The organism is uncultured Aliiroseovarius sp., assembly GCF_947492455.1.
GTDB lineage: Bacteria > Pseudomonadota > Alphaproteobacteria > Rhodobacterales > Rhodobacteraceae > Aliiroseovarius.
This window is the reverse complement of the sequence record NZ_CANLNB010000004.1, coordinates 88886-109772: the sequence shown is the minus strand read 5'-3', so window position 1 is coordinate 109772 and position 20887 is coordinate 88886. Positions and strand designations below refer to the sequence as shown.

Genomic DNA, 20887 nt, shown 5'->3' with positions numbered 1-20887 from the left:
GGTGGGCTCTGATAGCGTGCGCGGCAACGAACCAGCGCAGGACAGCCCATGAAAATCGCCGAACAGGTCACGTTTGCAGCAGGCAAATTGAATCGGGATGCCGAAAGCCGTGGACACCCAGAAAAGCTTGCCGCATTGGCGCAGACTGCGCATCTGCTGCCCCTGTGGCGCGGGAAGATCTTGCTGAAGCCCGAGGGGGACGGTTGGGATCTGGCCTATCTGACCCAAGCTACGCTTCCCACTGATTTCGAAGCCGCCCCGCGCGTCTATCTTGGCCTTCAGAACGATGTGCCGCTGTTTGCCTTGGATGTTTCATGGTGGGAACCCGAGGACGAACTGCCGGACGCAACGCAGTTCGTGGATCGCAGCATCCAGCGCCACCCCAATCTGCCCGCAGACTTTGGCTTTGCCGAACTGCGCGCAACGATGGCGGGCCTGACCCCGGACGAGGCCGAGGTCGCGGCCACCGCGCGCTCGATCTTGGAGTGGCACCGCATCCACGGATTTTGCGCCAATTGCGGCGCGAAGACACATGTTGCGATGGCAGGCTGGCAACGGGATTGCGGGGATTGCGGGCGCTCGCATTTTCCCCGGACCGATCCGGTGGTGATCATGCTGATCACGCATGGAAACTCGGTTTTGGTCGGGCGCGGGATCGGCTGGCCCGAGGACATGTATTCCTTGCTGGCAGGATTCGTCGAGCCCGGCGAAACCATTGAAGCCGCCACACGGCGCGAAGTTTACGAAGAATCAGGCGTGCGCGTTGGGCCGATTGGTTATCTGGCGTCTCAGCCCTGGCCTTACCCGTCATCATTGATGGTTGGCACATGGGGGCATGCGACAACCACCGAGATCAAGCTGGATCCGGCGGAACTGGCCGACGCCCTTTGGATCACGCGTGAGGACATGCTGGACATCTTTGCCGGTCGCAATCCCGCGATCAAACCCGCCCGAAAAGGTGCAATTGCGCATTTTTTGATGCAGAACTGGCTTGCGGATCGCTTGGACTAACTTCATTTTCACCCCAGACGCGAACGGCAGGAGCGATTGATGAAAATCAAGACCCACGAAGACATCGAAGCCACAATTGATCAGGTATTCGACGCTGTCACTGATTTTGAAGGCTTTGAACTTGCCGCTTTGCGCCGCGGGGCCGAGGTGCGCCGCGTCGACACGCTGACCCAGCCCGGTCAGGGCATGAGCTGGCAGGCAAAGTTTGCCCATCGTGGCCGTCAGCGGGTTGCCGACATCAATCTTGAACAGTTCGAGCGTCCGAACCAGCTGCGCGTCTGGTCGAAAGTCTCGGGGCTAACTGCTGATGTTGATGTCGAATTGGTGCCCCTGTCCCGCACGCGCACACGCATGACCCTAAGCGTCGACATGCGCCCCAAGACCATTCCGGCTCGGCTGCTGGTTCAGTCCTTGAAACTGGCGCGCACGACGATGCTGCGCCGCTTCCGCAAGCGCGTCTCGGAATACGCTGCCACGATCGAGGCCCGGTACAAAGCCTGACCGCGCCCCATAATCAACCTTAGTCGCGGGCGGGATCGCGGGGGTAGACCCCAAGAATGTCCAGCGTCGAGGTGAAATAGGCCAGCTCTTCCAAAGCCAACTGAACGCCCCGGTCATCCGGGTGGCCTTCAATATCCGCATAGAACCGCGTCGCGTTGAACGAGCCGTCGACCATGTAGCTTTCCAGCTTGGTCATGTTTACGCCATTGGTCGCGAAGCCACCCATCGCCTTATAAAGCGCAGCAGGGATGTTGCGCACTTCGAAGACGAATGTGGTCATCATGCCGTGTTCGCCACGACGTTCCAAATTGGGTTCTCGGCCCATGATCACAAAACGGGTGGTGTTGTGGCCGTGATCCTCGACATCCTCGGCCAGCAGATCGAGGCCGTAGATATCCGCCGCCAGCGCGGACGCCAGAACCCCTTCGCCCGGCGTTTTGGCCTTCGCCAGATGCGCTGCCGCCCCGGCGCTGTCCGCAGCACCAACACCGCGCATGCCGTGCATCTTCAGGAAGTTTGCTGATTGCGGAAGCAACACGGGATGGGCGCGTACCAGCTTGATGTCGTCGATTTTGGCGCCCGGCAGCCCCATCAGGCTGATCCGAACCCGCACGAAAGCCTCGTCCAGAATGTGCAGCCCGCTTTCCGGCAGCAGACGGTGAATATCCGCAACCCGGCCATAGGTCGTGTTCTCGATCGGCAACATCGCCTGATCCGCCTGCCCCGAGCGCACGGCCGCGATGACCTCGTCAAAGGATTCGCAGGGCATGGCTTCCATATACGGTCTGGCGGCCTGACATGCCTCGTGGGAATAGGCGCCTGGCTCTCCTTGAAAGGCGATTCGGCTGGTCATTTTGCGGACCCTCCCTGCGGGTTAGCGTTAAAGGACTATAAGTCGCGCGTCATATCGCTTGAAAAGACACAAGGGAAGCGGCTAGAAGGCTTCTGACTTTGGATGAGACGGAACGCGACATGTTCGACACAATGACCTTTACGAAAGCGAGCGCCGCTGTGATTGGCACGCTCTTGGTACTTCTGCTTGGCAACTGGGCCGGCAGCGCGCTGTATAACACCAGCGGCGGCGGCCACGACGCCGGACACGGCGATGAAGCACACGCAGCCGCCACCGGCTATGTCATCGCGGTTGAAAGCGGCGACGCTGGCCCCGCAGAAGAGGAAGAAGCCGTTCCCTTCGCAGATCTGGTTGCAGCCGCCGACCCCGCCAAAGGCGAAAAGGTCTGGGGCAAGTGTAAAGCCTGCCACAAGCTGGAAGACGGCGCCAACGGCACCGGCCCGCACCTGTACGGTCTGGTTGATCGCCCGATCGCTGGCGTTGCTGGCTTCGGCTACTCGGACGTTCTGGCCGGCATGAGCGCCGATACCTGGACCATCGAAGCGCTGGACGCATGGCTGGCCAACCCGAAAGCCTTTGCGCCGGGCAACAAGATGACCTTCTCGGGTCTGAAGAAAGACAAAGACCGCGCAAACCTGGTTGCGTATCTGGCCACCATCGGCGGCTAAGCCCCCCTTCGGTGAAGAATTTGAAAGGCCGTCCGGTATTCCGGGCGGCCTTTTTCGTTGCGCGGTTTCAGGCGGCGTACGGCGGATTAACACCCAGTTCACCAATTCGCGCCTTGAATGTTATCGGGCAGCGCTTTTTACTCGGATCAACGCATTCCGCTGATGAACGGAGGTACCGCCATGCGCGACGCACAGACCAAGACCATGACCCGACCTGACACCCGCGCCCTGACATTTGGGTTCGGACTGGCCGCGGGGGCCTTGCTGGCGCTGGCACCTTTGGCTGCCAAGGCCGAGACCACCGTCAGCCACGGGTATTCCAATTTCGGCGAGCTGAAATACGGCCCGGATTTCACACATCTGGATTACGTAAACCCGAACGCCCCAAAGGGTGGCGAGATTTCGATCTGGGCGCAGGGCACGTTTGACAGCTTCAACCAGTTCACCCGCAAGGGGACGACGGCCTCGATGGCGACGATTGGGTATGAAAGCATCCTGACCTCGACCGCAGACGACCCCTATGGCACCTACTGCTTCCTGTGCACCACGATGGAGTATCCGGACGATCTGTCTTGGGTCATCTTCAATCTGCGCGACGATGTGACCTTCTGGGACGGCACCAAGATGACGGCAGAGGACATCGCCTTCAGCCACAACCTGTTTGTCGAGCAAGGCATCGCTGAATACCGCGCCATCATCACGGAAATCGTAGCGGGCGTCGAAGTCACTGGCCCGCTGCAGGTCAAATACACCTTCACCGAGGATGCCCCGAAACGCGACCGGATCAGCTTTGCGGGCAGCAGCATGGCCCTGTCGAAAGCGTGGTTCGAAGAAACTGGCGCACGCGTGGACGAACGTTCGGACGCGCCGTTCATGGCCACCGGAGCCTACAAGCTCGGCAGTTTCGACTATGGCCGCCACGTGACCTATGTGCGCGACCCGAATTATTGGGGCGCGGATCATCCGCTGTCGGTCGGGCAGAATAACTTTGACGAGATCACGGCGATCTATTTCGCAGACGGCACCGCCGCGATGGAGGGCTTCAAGGCAGGCACCTACACGTTCCGCACCGAGAACTCCTCGCAAATCTGGGCCGAGGATTACGATTTCCCGAACCTGCGCAACGGATATGCAATCAAGGCCGAGTTCCCCGATGGATCAGTCGGCACCGCGCAAAGCTTCATCTTCAATCTGGACAAAGGTGTTTGGCAGGATCCCAACGTGCGTGACGCATTTGGGCTGATGTTCAATTTCGAATGGTCGAACGAGGCCCTGTTCCGCGGGCTCTACAGCCGTGTCGACAGCTTCTGGCCCGGCATTGATCTGGGTGCCAAGGGTGCTCCCAGCGCGGGCGAGGTCGAGATCCTTCAGCCGCTGGTCGATCAAGGCTTGCTGCCCGAAACCATCCTGACCGCCGACGCCGTGATGCCGCCGGTCCACGACGCCGACGAAAACCGCCCTTCGCGCAATTTCTATCGTCAGGCCAACAAGCTGCTGGAAGACGCCGGGTGGGAGATCGGATCGAGCGGCTTCCTTGAAAAAGACGGCCAGCGCATGTCCGCAACCTTCGTCACCTACAGCCCGGCGTTTGACCGCGTGATCAACCCCATCGTCGAGAACCTGAAACAGCTGGGGGTGGATGCCAAACTCGACCGCGTGGACATCCCGCAATATATCGAGCGCACCCGCTCGGGCGATTTCGACCTTGTGACCCATTCGATTGGCATGGGGTTCGAACCCGGCACGGGGCTGGAGCAATGGTTCCACTCGAAAACCGCCGATGACAGCTCGCGCAACCTGATGCGTCTGCGCGATCCTGCGGTCGACGCCTTGCTGCCCATCGTGGCGCAGTCGGAAACGCTGGATCAGCTGCGCACCTCGACCAACGCGCTGGATCGCGTGCTGCGCCATATCGGCTTCACCATTCCGCAATGGTACAAGAACAAGCACACCGTGGCCTTCTATGACATCTTCGGCTACCCGGAGAATCTGCCGCCGTTGTCTCTGGGCGAACTGTCCTTCTGGTGGTACGACGCAGACAAAGCCGCCAAGTTGGAAGCGGCGGGCGTGTTGAAATAAACTAAGCCGCACAACCGAGCACAAAACCAAGGACCGCATATGGGCGCCTATATTCTGCGAAGACTGCTTTTGATCATCCCGACCCTTTTCGGGATCATGGTGATCAATTTCACGCTGACGCAATTCGTGCCCGGAGGCCCGATCGAACAGATCATCGCCCAAATGGAAGGCGGCGGGGACGTGTTTGAAACGATCTCGGGCGGCGGGGACGCCGGGATCGAGGCCAGCAGCGGCGACGAAAGCTATCTGGGTGCACGCGGCCTGCCTGCGGAATTCATTGCCGAACTTGAGAAAGAATTCGGCTTCGACAAGCCCCCGCTTGAGCGGTTCTTCACGATGATCTGGAACTATATGCGGCTGGATTTCGGCGAAAGCTATTTCCGCTCTATCGGCGTCTTCGAACTGGTGGCCGAAAAGATGCCCGTGTCAATCACGCTGGGGCTGTGGTCCACCGTGATTGCTTACATGGTCTCGATCCCGCTGGGCATTCAGAAGGCGGTGCGCGACGGGTCGAAATTCGACACCTGGACCTCGGGCATGATCATCGTGGCCTATGCCATCCCGGGCTTTCTGTTCGCGATCCTTCTGCTGGTGCTGTTTGCAGGCGGCTCGTATTTGCAGTGGTTCCCGCTGCGCGGCCTAACCTCGGACAATTGGGAGGAGCTGTCGCTTTGGGGCAAGGTCGTGGATTACTTCTGGCACATCACATTGCCGGTGCTGGCATCCACAATTGCCAGCTTCGCGACCCTGACGCTGCTGACCAAGAACAGCTTTCTGGACGAGATCAAGAAGCAATACGTCGTGACCGCCCGCGCCAAGGGTCTGGCCGAAAACCGCGTGCTTTACGGCCATGTCTTCCGCAACGCGATGCTGATCGTGATAGCCGGTTTCCCCTCGGTCTTCTTGGGCGTGTTCTTCGGCGGCTCGGTCATTATCGAAACGCTCTTCTCGCTCGATGGTCTGGGCCGTCTGGGCTACGAGGCCGCGCTGGCCCGTGACTATCCGGTGATCTTCGGCACACTCTTCGTTTTCGGACTGTTGGGCCTTCTGGTCGGCATCCTGTCGGACCTCATGTATGTCTTCGTCGATCCCCGCATCGACTTTGAAGGGCGCGAGGTTTAACGATGGCGCTGTCCCCCCTCAACCAACGCCGCTGGCGCAACTTCCGCCGCAACGGCCGCGCCTTCTGGTCGCTAATCCTGTTCGCGATCCTGTTTGGCCTGTCGCTGTTTGCCGAGCTTCTGGCCAACGACAAACCGATCTTGGTGAAATATGACGGCGGCTTCTACATGCCCGTGGTCAAGTTCTACCCCGAAACCGCGTTCGGCGGCGACTTCAAGACCGAGGCCGTCTATGGGGATATCGAGGTGCAATGCCTGATCATCGCCCAAGGGTCCGAGGCCTGCTGGGACGACCCCGAAGGCGTGATTGCCGAGGCCAAGACCGGCACCGTCGAAGGCGAACCGATCAACAAAGGTTGGCTGATCTGGCCACCGATCCCCTATAGCTACACGACCATCAACGACATCGACGGCGCCGCCCCCAGCGCGCCCGATGCGCAGCACCTTCTGGGCACCGATGACACCGCGCGTGACGTGCTGGCCCGCGTGATCTATGGTTTCCGTCTGTCCGTGTTCTTCACCGTGGTCGTCACTATCCTGACCTCGATCATCGGGATCACGGCGGGTGCCATTCAGGGCTATTTCGGCGGCTGGATCGACCTGATCTTCCAACGGATTTTGGAGATCTGGGCTTCGACCCCGTCGCTTTACGTGATCATCATCCTCTTCGCGATCCTTGGGCGAAGTTTTTGGCTTCTGGTCTTTGTCACCGTGCTGTTTGGCTGGCCCGCGCTGGTCGGCGTGGTCCGCGCTGAATTCCTGCGCGCGCGTAACTTCGAATACGTCCGCGCCGCCCGCGCGCTGGGGGTCTCGAACCGCGTGATTATGTTCCGCCACGTGCTGCCCAACGCGATGGTTGCCACGCTGACCATGCTGCCCTTCATCATTACCGGCACGATTTCCACGCTGGCAACGCTGGACTTCCTTGGCTTCGGCCTCCCGTCCTCGGCCCCGTCACTGGGTGAACTGACCCGTCAGGCAAAGCAAAACCTGCAAGCCCCGTGGCTGGCCTTTACCGCCTTCATGACCTTCTCGATCCTTCTGTCGCTGCTTGTCTTCATCTTCGAAGGCGTGCGGGACGCGTTTGACCCAAGAAAGACCTTCCAATGAGCCTTCTGACAGTCAACAACCTAAGCGTCTCGTTCCGCCAAGACGGGCAAAGCCACCCTGCCGTGCGTGGGATCAGCTTCACCGTCGAGAAGGGCGAGACCGTCGCGCTGGTCGGCGAAAGCGGGTCGGGGAAATCCGTGTCCGCCCTGTCCACCGTATCCCTTCTGCCAGACAGCGCCGAGGTCACAGGGTCCATCACCTATGAAGGGCGCGAGATGATTGGCGCCTCGCCCTCTGACCTGCGCGACGTGCGCGGCAACGACATCAGCTTTATCTTTCAAGAGCCGATGACATCGCTGAATCCGCTGCACACGATCGAAAAGCAGATGGCGGAGTCGATCCAGCTGCATCAGGGCCTGACCGGAGACGCCGTCCGTGCCCGCATTCTGGAGCTGCTGGACAAGGTCGGAATTCGCGACGCGGAAACGCGGTTGCAGAATTATCCGCACCAGTTGTCCGGCGGGCAAAGGCAGCGTGTCATGATCGCAATGGCGCTGGCCAATGGGCCCGAGCTGTTGATCGCAGACGAACCCACCACCGCGCTGGATGTAACCATTCAGGCGCAGATCCTCGACCTGCTGGCGGATCTGAAGGAAAGCGAGGGGATGAGCCTTCTGTTCATCACCCACGACCTTGGCATCGTGCGTAAAATCGCGGACCGCGTCTGCGTCATGAAAGACGGCGAGATTGTCGAGACCGGCCCAACTGCCGAAGTCTTCGAGAACCCGCAGCACGACTACACCAAGATGCTGCTAGGCGCCGAGGCACATGGCCGCCCCGATCCCGTCCCCGCCGACGCACCCGAGATTGCGAGCGCCCAAGACCTGCGCATCTGGTTCCCCATCCAACGCGGCTTGATGCGCCGCACCGTGGGACACATCAAGGCGGTGAACGCCGCCACCTTCAACGTCCGCGCGGGCGAAACGATCGGCATCGTGGGCGAAAGCGGATCAGGCAAGACCACGTTGGCGCTGGCCGTGATGCGATTGATCAGCTCGGACGGGCCGATTGTCTTTATGGGCGACGGCATTCAGGGGCTGAAATCCCGCCAGTTGCAACCCCTGCGCCGCGACATGCAGATCGTATTCCAAGACCCCTATGGATCGCTGTCCCCCCGCATGACCGCCGAGGAAATCATCGCCGAGGGTCTATCCGTGCACGGGCTGGAACCGGGCCGCAACCGGCGCGAGATGGTGGCGGAGATCATGGAAGAAGTGGGCCTTAACCCCGGCACCATGCACCGCTATCCGCACGAGTTCTCGGGCGGTCAACGTCAGCGCATCGCCATCGCCCGCGCCATGATCCTACGCCCGAAGCTGGTGGTGCTGGACGAACCGACCTCGGCCTTGGATATGACCGTACAGGTGCAGATCGTCGAGCTTCTGCGCAACCTGCAACGGAAGCACGGGCTGGCCTATCTGTTCATCTCGCACGACCTACGCGTGGTCCGCGCGCTCAGCCACAAGGTGCTGGTGATGCGGGCGGGCGACGTGGTGGAAAGCGGTGACGCGGATCAGATTTTTGATGCGCCCGCGACGGACTATACTCGCGCGCTGATGGCCGCGGCCTTCGACATGAAAGCCAGCGACGCTGTTTCTCAGTAGATCAGATTAGGACGGCCCAATTACCTTGCACCGCGTGTTGCGGGCATTCAAGCGACGGCAGGCCAGATCGGCCTGTTCCTGCGTCAGGCTGACGAAATTCGCATGCCACCCGTCCGAGCGTTTGACGACTTTGCGCAGGGCCTCGTCCAGCGTATCAAGCTCGCGCAATGCGGTTTTCAGCAAGCGCCGCTCGGCGTGATAGCGGGTACCCAGAACGCCCACGTTGATCGCGTAGTGCCGCCCACCTGACGTGGACATACGGGTCACGATCTCGGGTGCGGCCTCGGCGGGCTGCGCGGCGGGTTCCAGCGAAGCCAGAATGATCGCGGCGGGACGCGGTGGCGGAGAGGTCATGGCTGCCGAAGCGACGGTCGCCTCGCCACCGAAGGGCTGGGCGGTGGGCGGCACTGGTGTCGTTTCGATCGCCGGAGCCAACGCAACGGCCTCAGCCTCGGGCGTGGTGGTGCCGTCTTCTGTCACCGCGACCACGGCGTCTTTGATGCTGTCGGTCAGGCTGGCCAGTTGGGTATCAACCACCGGTTCCTGCGCACCCGGACGGGGCGCGGGGCGCGGGCTACGTTTGACGGCTGTGACCAGACGGATAATTTTGCCAGCCGCGCCGGGCTCGGGCGTGTCCGTTCCCACATTGCCCGCATAGGCGGGCAGCGCAGGCTTACGCACCGCGGCATGGCTGGGCGCGCGGCGGAATCCAAGGTCCATCAACTCGGCCACTTTGGCGTTGCGCGACGCGGTCGAACGGCCACCGAAAACGGTCGTGATAATCCGCTCTTGCCCACGTTCTGCCGAGGCCACAAGGTTAAACCCGGCGGCGTTGGTATACCCAGTCTTGATCCCGTCCGCGCCCTTATAGGCGTTCAGAAAACGGCGGTTGGTGTTGTTGACCGCTTTCACACCAGCATGGGTCGAGCGGCGCGAGAACAGGTTGTAGTAGTCCGGGTGGTCATAGAAAATGTGACGGCCCAGCGTGGTCATGTCCCGCGCGGTCGACAGGTGACCGCTTTCGGTCAGCCCGTGGGCGTTCTTGAAATGCGTGCGCGTCATGCCCAGCGCTTTGGCGGTGCGGTTCATACGGCGCGCAAACGCGGCTTCCGAGCCCGAGATCGCCTCTCCAATTGCGGTGGCGGCGTCGTTGGCGGATTTCACGGCGGCGGCGCGGATCAGATAGCGCAGTTTGATCTTCTGACCCTTACGCAGGCCCAGCTTGGACGGCGGTTCAGCAGCCGCTTTGGCCGAGATCGTCACGACCGTATCGGCCGAAATCTCGCCATGCTTGATCGCTTCAAACGCCACATAAAGCGTCATCATTTTGGTCAAAGAGGCCGGGTGCAACCGGGTATCCGCGTTTCTGGAATGCAAAACTTTGCCGGTGCGCGCATCGATCACCATCGCCGCATAGGGCGCGGCCTGCGCACGCATGGGGGCAAGCGCCACCAAACAGCCAATAACTGCGAGAATGAACCCAAAACGGGCCAACTGCTTAAAACGCGTCATCACGACGGTTACCTTTTCTGCCTCAATCGCCGGATCTTTTTTCGCCCAGCTGATTTGTTTTTTTCAGGCTAGCACGCGGATTTCGTTTGGGAAACCGCTTATTTACTTCGCCCGATTGCGTGTCTAAAGGGCCACGGCACATCCCCAACCGCAAGATATGGGGCGCATGGCGCGGCGCACTTACTAGATCTGCACGCAAACTGTGGCCGCACAGGATCGTGCAGACAGCGGATTTGTCGCATCCGACCAGCCCAATGAAACCAATTGTTGAGACTTTCGCCCCCATTTTGTATGAGCGGTCCCGGATGCGCGGTCCCCTGCCCCTTTTCTATCAACGGGCAAGCCTTATATTGTGTGTCCCGGACGCTTTTGACTGCAACCCACGGAGCGATGTCGACATGACAACATCACCCTTCATCCTGTCCTCGGGTGGTCCCGATGATGACGGTGACGCCGGCCTTGCGGTTGCAACCAAGCCGAAGACCAAGCGACCGCCGATGTACAAGGTGCTGCTCTTGAACGACGATTTCACCCCGATGGAGTTCGTCGTCATGGTACTGGAGCGCTTCTTTGGCCTGAACCACTCGCAAGCGTTCGAGCTGATGTTGACCGTGCATAAAAAGGGTCTGGCCGTGGCGGGGGTCTTCTCGTACGAGATTGCCGAAACCAAGGTCACTCAGGTGATGCAGCTGGCGCGCGAACACCAGCATCCGCTGCAATGCACCATGGAAAAGGAATGACCGCCGCGCGCGGGGTTCAAGATGCTTCACACACGTTTGTCCATTGCCCTTGATGATGGGCTGATTGCGCTGCCTGAAGACGGTGCGCTTCTGGTGATTGGCCCGACGCCGGATCACGATATCTCGGCGCTGCCCAAGGATCGCGTGACGATCTACAGCCATTTCTATCCCGATGTGCAGTACTGGAGCGCGCGCGGATACAACGTTGTCAATGATCTGCCGGACGCGGGCTTCGCCGCCGCGCTGGTCTGTGCGCCCCGGTCGAAGACGCAAGCGCAGGCGTGGCTGCATGCCGCTGACCGCGCCACGGGTGGCGGGTTGGTTATTCTGGACGGTCAGAAGACCGACGGGATGGATAGCCATCTGAAGGCACTAAAGAAGCGCGCGGATCTTCTGGGCAACTTGTCGAAAGCGCATGGCAAGATCGTCTGGTTCCAAGGGCTGGACGCGCCCGAGTGGGTGGCCAATGACATCACCCTACCCGATGGTTTTGTCACCCGCCCCGGCGTATTCTCTGCCGAGAAGATCGACAAAGGGTCCGAGGTTCTGGCCGCCGTTATGCCCGACGTCATCAATGGCCGTGTGGCCGATTTGGGCGCGGGCTGGGGATATCTGTCGCACCACATCCTGTTGCGTGACGGGGTCGATGCGCTGGACTTGATCGAAGCGGACAAGGTTGCACTGGACTGTGCCCGCCGCAACATCGACGACCCGCGCGCTCGGTTCCTTTGGGACGACGCCACCGCGTTCACGCCTGAACAGCCCTATGATGTTGTGATCTCGAACCCACCATTCCACACCAGCCGTGCGGGCCGTCCCGAACTGGGGCAGGCTTTCATCCAGTCGGCCGCACGCATCCTGAAGCCCTCGGGCCGCTTCGTCATGGTCGCAAATCGCCACCTGCCCTACGAAGACGCACTGGCCAAGTATTTCCGCGTGGTCGAGGATCTGGGCGGCACGCCGGGCTTCAAGCTTCTGGCCGGGCTGAAACCTCATCGCGCGGCGCGGTAACTTCCGCTAGTCTGGCGCGGGGAATCGCCCAGAGACAGGAGAGCTTATGTCTTTCAATATCGCAGGCAAGACCGCCATCATTACTGGTGCCGCCAATGGCATCGGCCTGTCCATTGCCCGCCACTTCGCAGATCACGGCGCCAATGTGGTCTGTGCCGATATGGACGAAGCGGGGCTTCTGGATCAATGGGGCCCGAACCCGGACGAAGACAGTGACGAGGCCGGAAACACCCGCATCTTCGCTGGCGACCTGCGCGAGAAACTGACCCTTGCGAACCTGCTGTCGGCCACGATCGATGCCTTTGAACGGGTGGACATTCTGATCAACGCCTCGCGTCAGGTGACGCTGGCGGACCCTCTGGACGTGGATGACAAATCCGTCAAATCCTTGCTGGATCAGAACCTGATGACCAGCCTGCGCCTAAGCCAATTGGTCGCGAAACGCATGATCCTGCAAGGTCAGGATCTGGACGAGGACGATACCGAAACCCCGCTGGGGGCCATCGTTAATCTGTCCTCGATCGCGTCAACACGCACGCAACCGGGGCTGATGGCCTATTCGATCGCCTCGGCAGCGGTGGATCAGATGACTCGCTCTTTGGCCGTGGCGCTTGCCCCCAATCGCATCCGCGTGAACGCCGTGTCCTTTGGATCATTGATGAGCGCAAGCCTGCGCAACACAATCCGCGCCAACCCCGAGACCCGCGGGGACATCATCGAGGGCACACCTCTTGGGCGGATCGCCTCGGCCTCGGAAATCGCGGACGCTGTGCAATTCCTGGCCTCGGAAGGATCCAGCTTTATGACCGGCCATATTTTGCAGGTCGATGGCGGACGCAGCTTGCTGGACGTGGTGGGTAATCCGGCGCACTGACCGCGCGCGCCGTCGCGACATCCTGCCTTTTGCCAAACCCGCCCAGCTTTGATAGCTGGTCAGGACAGCCGTAACCTTTGACACCCGGAGCCCCAGATGACCGACCAGATGACCGATCAAAAAGCACGCGCCAGCCAGTGGTTCCACGAGCTGCGCGACCAGATCGTTGCCGCGTTCGAGGCGCTGGAAGACAGCCAGACGGACGGTCCCCTGTCGGATCAACCTGCCGGTCGGTTCGAGGTTACGAAAACCACGCGCAAGTCGGATGACGGATCGGATGCCGGTGGCGGACTGATGAGCGTCATGCGAGGAGGACGCGTGTTTGAAAAAGTGGGCGTCAACATCTCGACCGTCTACGGCACTTTGGGCAAGCCCGCCCAGCAGGCTATGGCCGCACGCGGCGTGCCGGGGATCGAAGACGATCCGCGGTTCTGGGCCTCGGGCATTTCTCTGGTCGCCCACATGCAGAACCCGCACTGCCCTGCAGTACACATGAACACCCGCATGTTCTGGACCCCCGGCGCGTGGTGGTTCGGCGGTGGGTCTGACCTGAACCCCTGCATCGAGTATGACGAGGACACCGCGCATTTCCACAACATTCAGAAAGAGCATCTGGATCCCCATGACCCCACGCTTTACGGCAAGCTAAAGGAATGGGCGGACGAGTATTTCTATGTCCCCCACCGTGGCCGCGCCCGCGGTGTCGGCGGGATCTTTATGGACGACCGCAACACAGGCGATTGGGAAACGGATTTCGCCCTGACCCAAGACATTGGCCGCGCCTTCCTGCCCGCCTTCGTGCCAGTGACCGAAAAGCGCCGCAACACACTGTGGAACGAGGCTGACAAGGACACGCAACTCGTGCATCGCGGACTCTATGCCGAATATAACCTTGTCTATGACCGCGGCACCAAGTTTGGCTTAGCCACCGGCCACGACGCAAATGCGGTGTTGATGAGCCTGCCGCCGATGGCGAAGTGGGTCTAAAGACTTCGGTGGCTCGCTGGCGCGAGCCTGAGGGGCTTTGCCCCTCGCCCTTTCGGGCTCACCCCAGGATATTTATGACAAGAAAATGCGCAGGTGGGCTTTGGCTTGCCTTGGCGCACGTGTCGGGGCAAGCTGTGTGGAAAACCCGAAAGGCCCCGGCGTGACCAGCTTTAAACTTGACGATTTCCTGCCCTATCAGCTTGCTGTTCTGTCCAGCCGTGTCAGCGCGGAGTTTGCCAAACACTATCGCGAGGCCTATGGGATTTCGGTGTCCGAATGGCGGGTCGTGGCGCATCTAAGCCAAGCCGACAGCGTCAGCGTACGCGAGATCCATAAACGCGTGGACATGGACAAACCCAAGGTCAGTCGGGCGGCGTCTCGGCTTGAGGCGGCGGGCTATGTCACCAAGACCATCAATCCCTCGGACCGCCGTCTGGTCGAACTCAGCCTGACCGACAAGGGCCGGGCGATGATCGAAGCTTTGGCGCCTATTGCCGATGACTATGAGGCGCAGCTATCGACGCTTCTGGGGGCGGAAGATTCCAGTTTTCGTGAAGCGCTGACCGGTTTGCTGCACAAACTGGACCCCGACACCACCGCGGACAGTTGATCCCGCTCCTCTGACGGAGCGTTACACAAGACAGGTCTTCTGCTTTGCGGCACAGTGTTGCCAACTCAAAACAGGAGGTTCTGACATGTCCGATATTGTCATTCTTGACGGCGTACGCACTGCAATCGGTGGCTTTGGCGGCAGCCTTGCCCAAACCCCGCCCAGCGCGCTTGGCGCAACCGTCACCCGCGAGGCAATGGCCCGTGCTGGTGTTTCCCCGGAACAGATCGGCCATGTGGTATTCGGCCATGTGATCAACACCGAACCGCGCGACATGTACCTGTCGCGTGTGGCGATGATCGAGGCCGGCATCCCCGACACCACCCCCGCGATGAACGTGAACCGCCTGTGCGGCTCGGGCCTGCAGGCCATCGTGTCCGCCACCCAGAACCTGATGCTGGGCGACGCTGATTTCGCCGTCGCAGGCGGGGCCGAAAACATGAGCCGCTCGCCCTACATCCTGCCGCAGGCACGCTGGGGTCAGAAGATGGGCGACACCGGTGCGCAGGACATGATGCTGGGCGCGCTGAACTGCCCGTTTGGCACCGGTCACATGGGCATCACCGCTGAAAACGTCGCGTCTGAAAACAACGTCACCCGCGAAGATCAGGATGCCTTTGCACTGGAAAGCCAGCGCCGCGCCGCTGCTGCGATCGAGGCCGGGTATTTCGACAGCCAGATCGTGCCGGTCGAGGTGAAGAAGCGCCGCGAGGTGGTGGCCTTCGCCCGCGACGAGCACCCCAAGCCGACGACCGCCGACGCGCTTGCCGGTCTGCGCCCTGCGTTCCAGAAAGATGGCAGCGTGACGGCGGGCAACGCCTCGGGCATCAATGATGGCGCGGCAGCGCTGGTTCTGGCCCGCGCGGACGCCGCCGAGGCCGCTGGCCTGAAACCCAAGGCGCGCATCATTGGCTATGGCCATGCAGGCGTGCGGCCCGAGGTCATGGGCATCGGCCCCGTCCCGGCGGTCGAGAACCTGTTGGCGCGCACCGGGCTGTCGGTCAGCGATTTCGACGTGATCGAATCGAACGAAGCCTTTGCCGCCCAAGCCATCGCCGTGAACAACGGGTTGGGTCTGGACACGGCCAAGGTGAACCCGAATGGCGGCGCGATTGCGCTGGGTCATCCGGTCGGCGCAACGGGCGCGATCATCACAGTGAAGGCGCTGTATGAATTGGAACGCATCGGCGGCTCGAAAGCGCTGATCACCATGTGCATTGGCGGCGGTCAAGGCATCGCACTGGCCATCGAGCGTCTGTAAGCACGCACCCGAAAGAAGAAAGGCCCGGTCGCGATGCCGGGCCTTTTTCCTATTTCCAATCGAAGAAATCGTCGTCCACTTGCGACAACAGCTTTTCAGCCAGCGTTCGCCCCAACTCTCGCCCATCTGCAATCGGCCCCGAGACCTGATCAGCCACGCTTTCCGACCCATCCGTCCGCAGGATCTCGCCCTTCAGGGTCAGGGTATCGCCGTCCAGCGTCGCAAGCCCTGCAATCGGGGTTTCACACGACCCGTCCAGCGCGCCAAGAAAGGCACGTTCGGCGGCCAGACGTTGGCCAGTTTCCAGATCGTGGATCGCATCCAGCATGTCTTTCGCGCGGGCATCGTTGGCGCGGCGTTCGATCCCGATGGCACCTTGAGCAACGGCGTTCAGCATATCTGCCGTCTCGATCGCCGTGGCGGGGACGTCGTCCATGCCCAAACGGTTCAGGCCTGCCATCGCAAGGAAGGTCGCTTCGGCCACACCCGCACCCAGCTTTTTCAGGCGGGTCTGAACATTTCCGCGGAACTCGACCACGTTCAGGTCCGGGCGGCGATTCAAAAGCTGTGACTTGCGGCGCAGGGACGAGGTGCCGACGACGGCGCCTTCCGGCAGCTCTGCAATCGAATTGTACTTGAGCGACACGAACGCATCGCGCGTGTCTTCGCGCGGCAGGTAGCAGTCCAGCACCAACCCCTCGGGCTGCTCGACCGGCATGTCCTTCATCGAATGCACCGCGATGTCGATGCGCCCATCCAGCATCGCCTCTTCGATTTCCTTGGTGAACAGGCCCTTATTGCCGATCTCTTTCAGCGGGCGGTCCGCGTCGATCATCGAGCGGTTGTCGCCTGTGGTATGGACCACCACGATCTCGAACGCCTGTTCCGGCAGATCAAACGCAGCCATCAGGCGGCGGCGCGTTTCATAGGCCTGCGCCAGCGCCAATGGGCTGCCACGTGTGCCGATGTTCAGGGGGGCGTCGGGGGTCGGAAGCGTGTAAGTCATGGCGTTTGGTTTACGCGCGAAGCCCCCCTCTGTCCATGCCTGCGACACCCCCAACGCTTGACATCTTGCCGCTGCTTTGGGACGAGGCTTGGAACCAGACAGGAAAGGCCACCTTATGACCCAGCAAAAGACCATTCTGCGCGCACTTGCAGGCGAGACCCTTCCGACCCCTCCGATCTGGATGATGCGTCAGGCGGGGCGCTATCTGCCCGAGTATCGCGCCACGCGTGCACAGGCCGGGGATTTCCTGAAGCTGTGCTATAACTCGGAGCTGGCCGCCGAGGTCACATTGCAGCCAATCCGCCGTTACGGCTTTGACGCGGCGATCCTGTTTGCCGACATCCTGCTGCTGCCGCAAGCGCTTGGTGCGGATCTGTGGTTCGTGACCGGCGAAGGCCCGCGTCTGTCCACGATCACTGAACAAGCTGACTTCGACAAACTGTCGGGCAAGGATGACATTCACGAGACGCTGAACCCGATTTATGAAACCGTCCGCATCCTGCGTCGTGAGCTGCCGGAAGAGACCACGCTGATCGGTTTCGCTGGCATGCCGTGGACGGTTGCGACCTATATGATCGCGGGGCAAGGCACCAAAGATCAGGGTCCGGCACACGCGCTGAAGGCCGAGAACCGTCCGCTGTTCGAGGCGGTGATGGACCGTCTGACCGAAGGCACCATCGAGTATCTGTCCAAGCAGATCGAAGCAGGCGCCGAAGTGGTGAAGTTGTTCGACAGCTGGGCCGGATCGCTGAAGGGCGAAGACTTCCAGAAATACGCGGTCGAACCTGCCCGTGTGATCACCCAAGAACTGAAGAAACGTCACCCCGGCATTCCGGTCATCGGCTTCCCGCGCGAAGCGGGCGAGGGCTATGTTGGCTTTGCCAAGGCGACCGGCGTGGACTGCGTCGCGCTGGACAACTCGGTCAGTCCGGAATGGGCTGCTGCCAACGTGCAAGTCGATGGCTGCGTGCAGGGCAATCTGAAATCCAGCCACATGGTTACGGGCGGTCAGGCCTTGGTCGACGAGACCCGCGCCATCGTCGAGGCGTTCAAGAACGGCCCGCATATCTTCAACCTTGGCCACGGGATCACACCGGACGCCGATCCTGAAAATGTGCAGCTGATGATCGATACGGTTCGCAACGGCTGATCAGGTAGAACTACCAGCCCGCTTGCCAAATCACCCCGGCCCGTGTCTTCTGCGCGGGTTGAGATTGGGAGGTCCGCATGCGGGTTGGTATCATCACATTGATCGTGGCTTACGTATTAAGCCAGTTTTATCGCGCCTTTCTGGCGGTGATGACGCCTGCGCTGAAAACAGATCTGGGCGCCACGCCCGAGGATCTGGCCCAAGCATCGGGTGCGTGGTTTCTTGTCTTTGCCCTGATGCAAATCCCCGTGGGCTGGGCGCTGGACAATATCGGCCCGCGCAAAGTGGCCGCCGGCCTTCTGGCGCTAGGCGGGGCCGGAGGGGCCGCGATGTTCGCCATGGCCTCAAGCCCGGATCACATCCTGTATGCGATGGTGCTGATCGGGATCGGGTGCTCTCCTGTCCTGATGGCCAGCTATTTCATCTTCGCGCGCCTGTATTCGCCCGCTGTCTTCGGCACACTGGCCGGGATGGTGATCGGCTTTGGATCGCTGGGCAACATCGCAGGTGCCCTGCCCTTGGCACTTGCGGTTGAACAGTTCGGCTGGCGTACGTGCCTGTGGGCCTTGGCGGCAGTGACGCTGGTGGTCGCGGCGCTGATCATGGTCACAGTCGACAACCCGCCGAAAGTCGAGGTCGAAGAGGGGCAGTCAAAAGGGTCCGTATTGGATTTGCTAAAGATGCCCGCGCTGTGGGCGCTGTTCCCGTTGATGTTTGTCAACTATGCAGCAGCAGCCGGGCTGCGCGGCAGCTGGGCGGGGCCGTTCTTGCGTGATGTCTATGGGTTGGACACGACAGGTATCGGCTGGGTCACAATGGCGATTGCTCTGGCCATGGTGGTGGGCAGCTTTGCCTATGGGCCGATGGACCGCATCTTTGGCACCCGAAAATGGGTGATCTTCACTGGCAACATGATCGCGGTTGGTATGGTATTCCTGTTGTGGGCCTTCCCCGAGTCGGGCGTCCTGAAAATTTCATTGACCATGGCCGCAATCGGATTGTTTGCCGCAAGCTTCCCGCTGCTCATGGCGCACGGGCGCAGCTTCTATCCACCCCACCTTGTTGGACGGGGCGTGACGTTGATGAATATGTTTGGGATCGGTGGCGTAGGCGTTTTCCAATACGCCTCGGCAAGCGTCTATCGCGCAGCGCAGGGGCCTGACGTGTCGGTCACGGCCCCCTATCAGGCCGTGTTCCTGTTCTTTGCTGTGCCGGGTCTAATCGGCTGCCTGCTGTATCTGTTCAGTCAGGACCGCACCGATTAAGCGGACTTGCGGGGCCTGCGACGGCGACGCTGTTTAGATACGCCACCGGGATTGCCCGAAGGTTTCGCCCCTTGTGCACCACGCGGCTTGCGCCCACCACCTGCGCCAGCACCACCACCCCGGCGACCGCCTCCGCCACCGCCGCCACCTTGGCCGCGCTGCGGGCGTTTTTCCTCGGCCGGGCGTTTGCCGCCCAGCACGGGGATCTCGATCTTCATGACTTTCTCGATGTCGCGCAGAAGGCCCAGCTCGACGCCCGACACGAAGGAAATCGCATCCCCATCCGCGCCTGCACGCGCGGTGCGGCCGATACGGTGGACATAGTTGTCGGCGACCTCGGGCAGGTCGAAGTTGTAGACATGGCTGACGCCGGGAATGTCGATCCCACGGGCGGCCACATCGGTGGCGACCAGAATACGTGCCTCGCCCGCGCGGAAGGCGGCAAGGGCGCGGTCACGCTGGCCCTGGCTTTTGTTGCCGTGGATGGACACCGCCGCGAAACCTTCATGCACCAGATGCTTCATCAGCTTCTCGGCCCCATGCTTGGTGCGCGAGAAGACCAGCGACAGCGCCTGTTCATCATGGCGAAGCAGATCAACCAATCGTGTGATCTTTGCGCCGCGGTCCGGGCAATAATAGAGCCCTTGCGTGACTTTGTCGGCGGCCTTACCCGGAGGCGACACCTGCACACGGGCTGGGTTCGTCAGATAGGCCTTCGACAGCTCGGCCATCAGCTTGGGCATGGTGGCCGAAAACAGCATGGTCTGGCGCGGCTCGCCCAGCTCGGGCGCGATTTTGCGCAGCGCATGGATGAAGCCCATGTCCAGCATCTGGTCGGCCTCGTCCAGCACAAGGAAGGTTGCCGTATCCAAACGGATCGAGCCGCGGTCCATCAGGTCAATCAATCGACCCGGCGTGGCGACCAGAATATCGATCCCATTCGCCAGCATGCTGATCTGTTTGTTGATCGACACGCCGCCCACAACAGTGCGGACCTTCAGGTGGGTGCCCTGCACATAAAGGCGCAGGTTGTCGGCGATCTGGTTCACCAGCTCGCGGGTGGGGGCCAACACAAGCGCCTTGACCGACTTCGGCTGACGCTTGTCATGACTGTTCAGCAGCTGGTGGATCAGCGGCAGGCCAAAGGCCGCGGTTTTACCAGTGCCGGTCTGGGCCAAACCCATCACGTCGCGGCCTTCCAGCACCAACGGAATGGCCTGAACCTGAATGGGGGTCGGGGTTTCGTAACCGGCGTCAGACACGGCGGTTACCAGCTTCGGGTTCAGCCCGAGCTCTGCAAATTTTGTCATCATCGTCTTTCTGGCACACGCAAGGGTGCACCGCTATCACGCGGGTGGGGCTGTTGCGCCCATCGCTTAGGTTTGCGGCGGATGCTCGCACAAAGGCCGAATGCCCAAGCGCCGATCTGACCGCTAGAACCCCGCGTGATTTGGGAACTTGTAGGAAGGACTGTCTGCCTCACATCTGGGGCGGGTCGCTCACGCGTCGACCGGACAGTTAGCG

Annotated in this window: 19 protein-coding genes; 15 read left to right on the top strand and 4 right to left on the bottom strand. The window is 61.2% G+C overall.

What is annotated here, in order from left to right; genetic code table 11:
• The first annotated feature begins 48 nt into the window (after window positions 1–48).
• The gene (gene nudC / locus Q0677_RS10445) at window positions 49–1011 is read left to right on the top strand and encodes an NAD(+) diphosphatase (protein WP_298909394.1); all 963 of its coding nucleotides are present in this window, start codon (window positions 49–51) and stop codon (window positions 1009–1011) included.
• 39 nt (window positions 1012–1050) lie between these two features.
• Window positions 1051–1512: an SRPBCC family protein gene (locus Q0677_RS10440; protein WP_298909392.1), complete on the top strand. Its 462-nt coding sequence runs from the start codon at window positions 1051–1053 to the stop codon at window positions 1510–1512.
• A gap of 19 nt (window positions 1513–1531) precedes the next feature.
• On the opposite strand, the gene Q0677_RS10435 is transcribed toward Q0677_RS10440, so the two are convergent.
• Window positions 1532–2365: a prephenate dehydratase gene (locus Q0677_RS10435; RefSeq protein ID WP_298909388.1), complete on the bottom strand. Its 834-nt coding sequence runs from the start codon at window positions 2363–2365 to the stop codon at window positions 1532–1534.
• 119 nt (window positions 2366–2484) lie between these two features.
• Here Q0677_RS10435 and Q0677_RS10430 point away from each other — a divergent pair, with 119 nt between their 5' ends.
• The 5 genes from Q0677_RS10430 (at window position 2485) to Q0677_RS10410 (ending at window position 8947) form a co-directional block, all read left to right on the top strand.
• Entirely contained in the window at window positions 2485–3033 is a 549-nt protein-coding gene (locus Q0677_RS10430; protein WP_282181677.1) for a cytochrome c family protein, read from the top strand.
• A 180-nt stretch (window positions 3034–3213) separates the two neighbouring features.
• Window positions 3214–5112, top strand: a complete 1899-nt coding sequence (locus Q0677_RS10425; protein WP_298909385.1) for an extracellular solute-binding protein — start codon at window positions 3214–3216, stop codon at window positions 5110–5112.
• A gap of 39 nt (window positions 5113–5151) precedes the next feature.
• Window positions 5152–6234 (top strand): microcin C ABC transporter permease YejB, encoded by a 1083-nt coding sequence (yejB, locus tag Q0677_RS10420; protein ID WP_298909382.1) that lies wholly within the window; start codon window positions 5152–5154, stop codon window positions 6232–6234.
• Window positions 6235–6236: 2 nt separating this feature from the next.
• Complete coding sequence (locus tag Q0677_RS10415; protein WP_282181680.1) at window positions 6237–7343, top strand: ABC transporter permease; 1107 nt, start codon at window positions 6237–6239, stop codon at window positions 7341–7343.
• Window positions 7340–8947, top strand: a complete 1608-nt coding sequence (locus Q0677_RS10410; RefSeq protein WP_298909378.1) for an ABC transporter ATP-binding protein — start codon at window positions 7340–7342, stop codon at window positions 8945–8947. The genes Q0677_RS10415 and Q0677_RS10410 overlap by 4 nt, the downstream gene beginning before the upstream one ends.
• Before the next feature lie 6 nt (window positions 8948–8953).
• Here Q0677_RS10410 and Q0677_RS10405 read toward each other — a convergent pair whose 3' ends face one another.
• Window positions 8954–10459: a D-alanyl-D-alanine carboxypeptidase family protein gene (locus tag Q0677_RS10405; protein WP_298909377.1), complete on the bottom strand. Its 1506-nt coding sequence runs from the start codon at window positions 10457–10459 to the stop codon at window positions 8954–8956.
• Between the two features lie 398 nt (window positions 10460–10857).
• On the opposite strand from Q0677_RS10405, the gene clpS reads away from it, so the two are divergent.
• The 6 genes from clpS to Q0677_RS10375 all read left to right on the top strand — a co-directional run bounded on the left by clpS (window position 10858) and on the right by Q0677_RS10375 (window position 15942).
• On the top strand, window positions 10858–11199 hold the full coding sequence (gene clpS, locus Q0677_RS10400; RefSeq protein WP_133489087.1) for an ATP-dependent Clp protease adapter ClpS: 342 nt from the start codon (window positions 10858–10860) through the stop codon (window positions 11197–11199).
• 21 nt (window positions 11200–11220) lie between these two features.
• Window positions 11221–12210, top strand: a complete 990-nt coding sequence (locus Q0677_RS10395; RefSeq protein WP_298909374.1) for a methyltransferase — start codon at window positions 11221–11223, stop codon at window positions 12208–12210.
• Window positions 12211–12256: 46 nt separating this feature from the next.
• Window positions 12257–13084 (top strand): SDR family oxidoreductase, encoded by an 828-nt coding sequence (locus tag Q0677_RS10390; protein ID WP_298909371.1) that lies wholly within the window; start codon window positions 12257–12259, stop codon window positions 13082–13084.
• Between the two features lie 96 nt (window positions 13085–13180).
• Entirely contained in the window at window positions 13181–14071 is an 891-nt protein-coding gene (hemF, locus tag Q0677_RS10385) for an oxygen-dependent coproporphyrinogen oxidase (protein ID WP_298909369.1), read from the top strand.
• Window positions 14072–14156: 85 nt separating this feature from the next.
• Window positions 14157–14681: a MarR family winged helix-turn-helix transcriptional regulator gene (locus Q0677_RS10380; RefSeq protein ID WP_298909367.1), complete on the top strand. Its 525-nt coding sequence runs from the start codon at window positions 14157–14159 to the stop codon at window positions 14679–14681.
• A gap of 85 nt (window positions 14682–14766) precedes the next feature.
• Window positions 14767–15942 carry an acetyl-CoA C-acyltransferase family protein gene (locus tag Q0677_RS10375; protein WP_298909364.1) on the top strand — a complete coding sequence of 392 codons (1176 nt, stop codon included), beginning with the start codon at window positions 14767–14769 and terminating at the stop codon, window positions 15940–15942.
• Window positions 15943–15991: 49 nt separating this feature from the next.
• Here Q0677_RS10375 and hemC read toward each other — a convergent pair whose 3' ends face one another.
• Window positions 15992–16948, bottom strand: coding sequence for a hydroxymethylbilane synthase (gene hemC / locus Q0677_RS10370; RefSeq protein ID WP_298909361.1), 957 nt, complete (start codon window positions 16946–16948; stop codon window positions 15992–15994).
• Window positions 16949–17063: 115 nt separating this feature from the next.
• Here hemC and hemE point away from each other — a divergent pair, with 115 nt between their 5' ends.
• On the top strand, window positions 17064–18098 hold the full coding sequence (hemE, locus tag Q0677_RS10365) for a uroporphyrinogen decarboxylase (protein ID WP_133489073.1): 1035 nt from the start codon (window positions 17064–17066) through the stop codon (window positions 18096–18098).
• Window positions 18099–18175: 77 nt separating this feature from the next.
• Complete coding sequence (locus tag Q0677_RS10360; protein WP_298909358.1) at window positions 18176–19363, top strand: MFS transporter; 1188 nt, start codon at window positions 18176–18178, stop codon at window positions 19361–19363.
• Here the strand turns inward: Q0677_RS10360 and Q0677_RS10355 are convergent.
• On the bottom strand, window positions 19360–20673 hold the full coding sequence (locus tag Q0677_RS10355; protein ID WP_298909356.1) for a DEAD/DEAH box helicase: 1314 nt from the start codon (window positions 20671–20673) through the stop codon (window positions 19360–19362). The genes Q0677_RS10360 and Q0677_RS10355 overlap by 4 nt on opposite strands.
• Window positions 20674–20887: the final 214 nt, after the last annotated feature.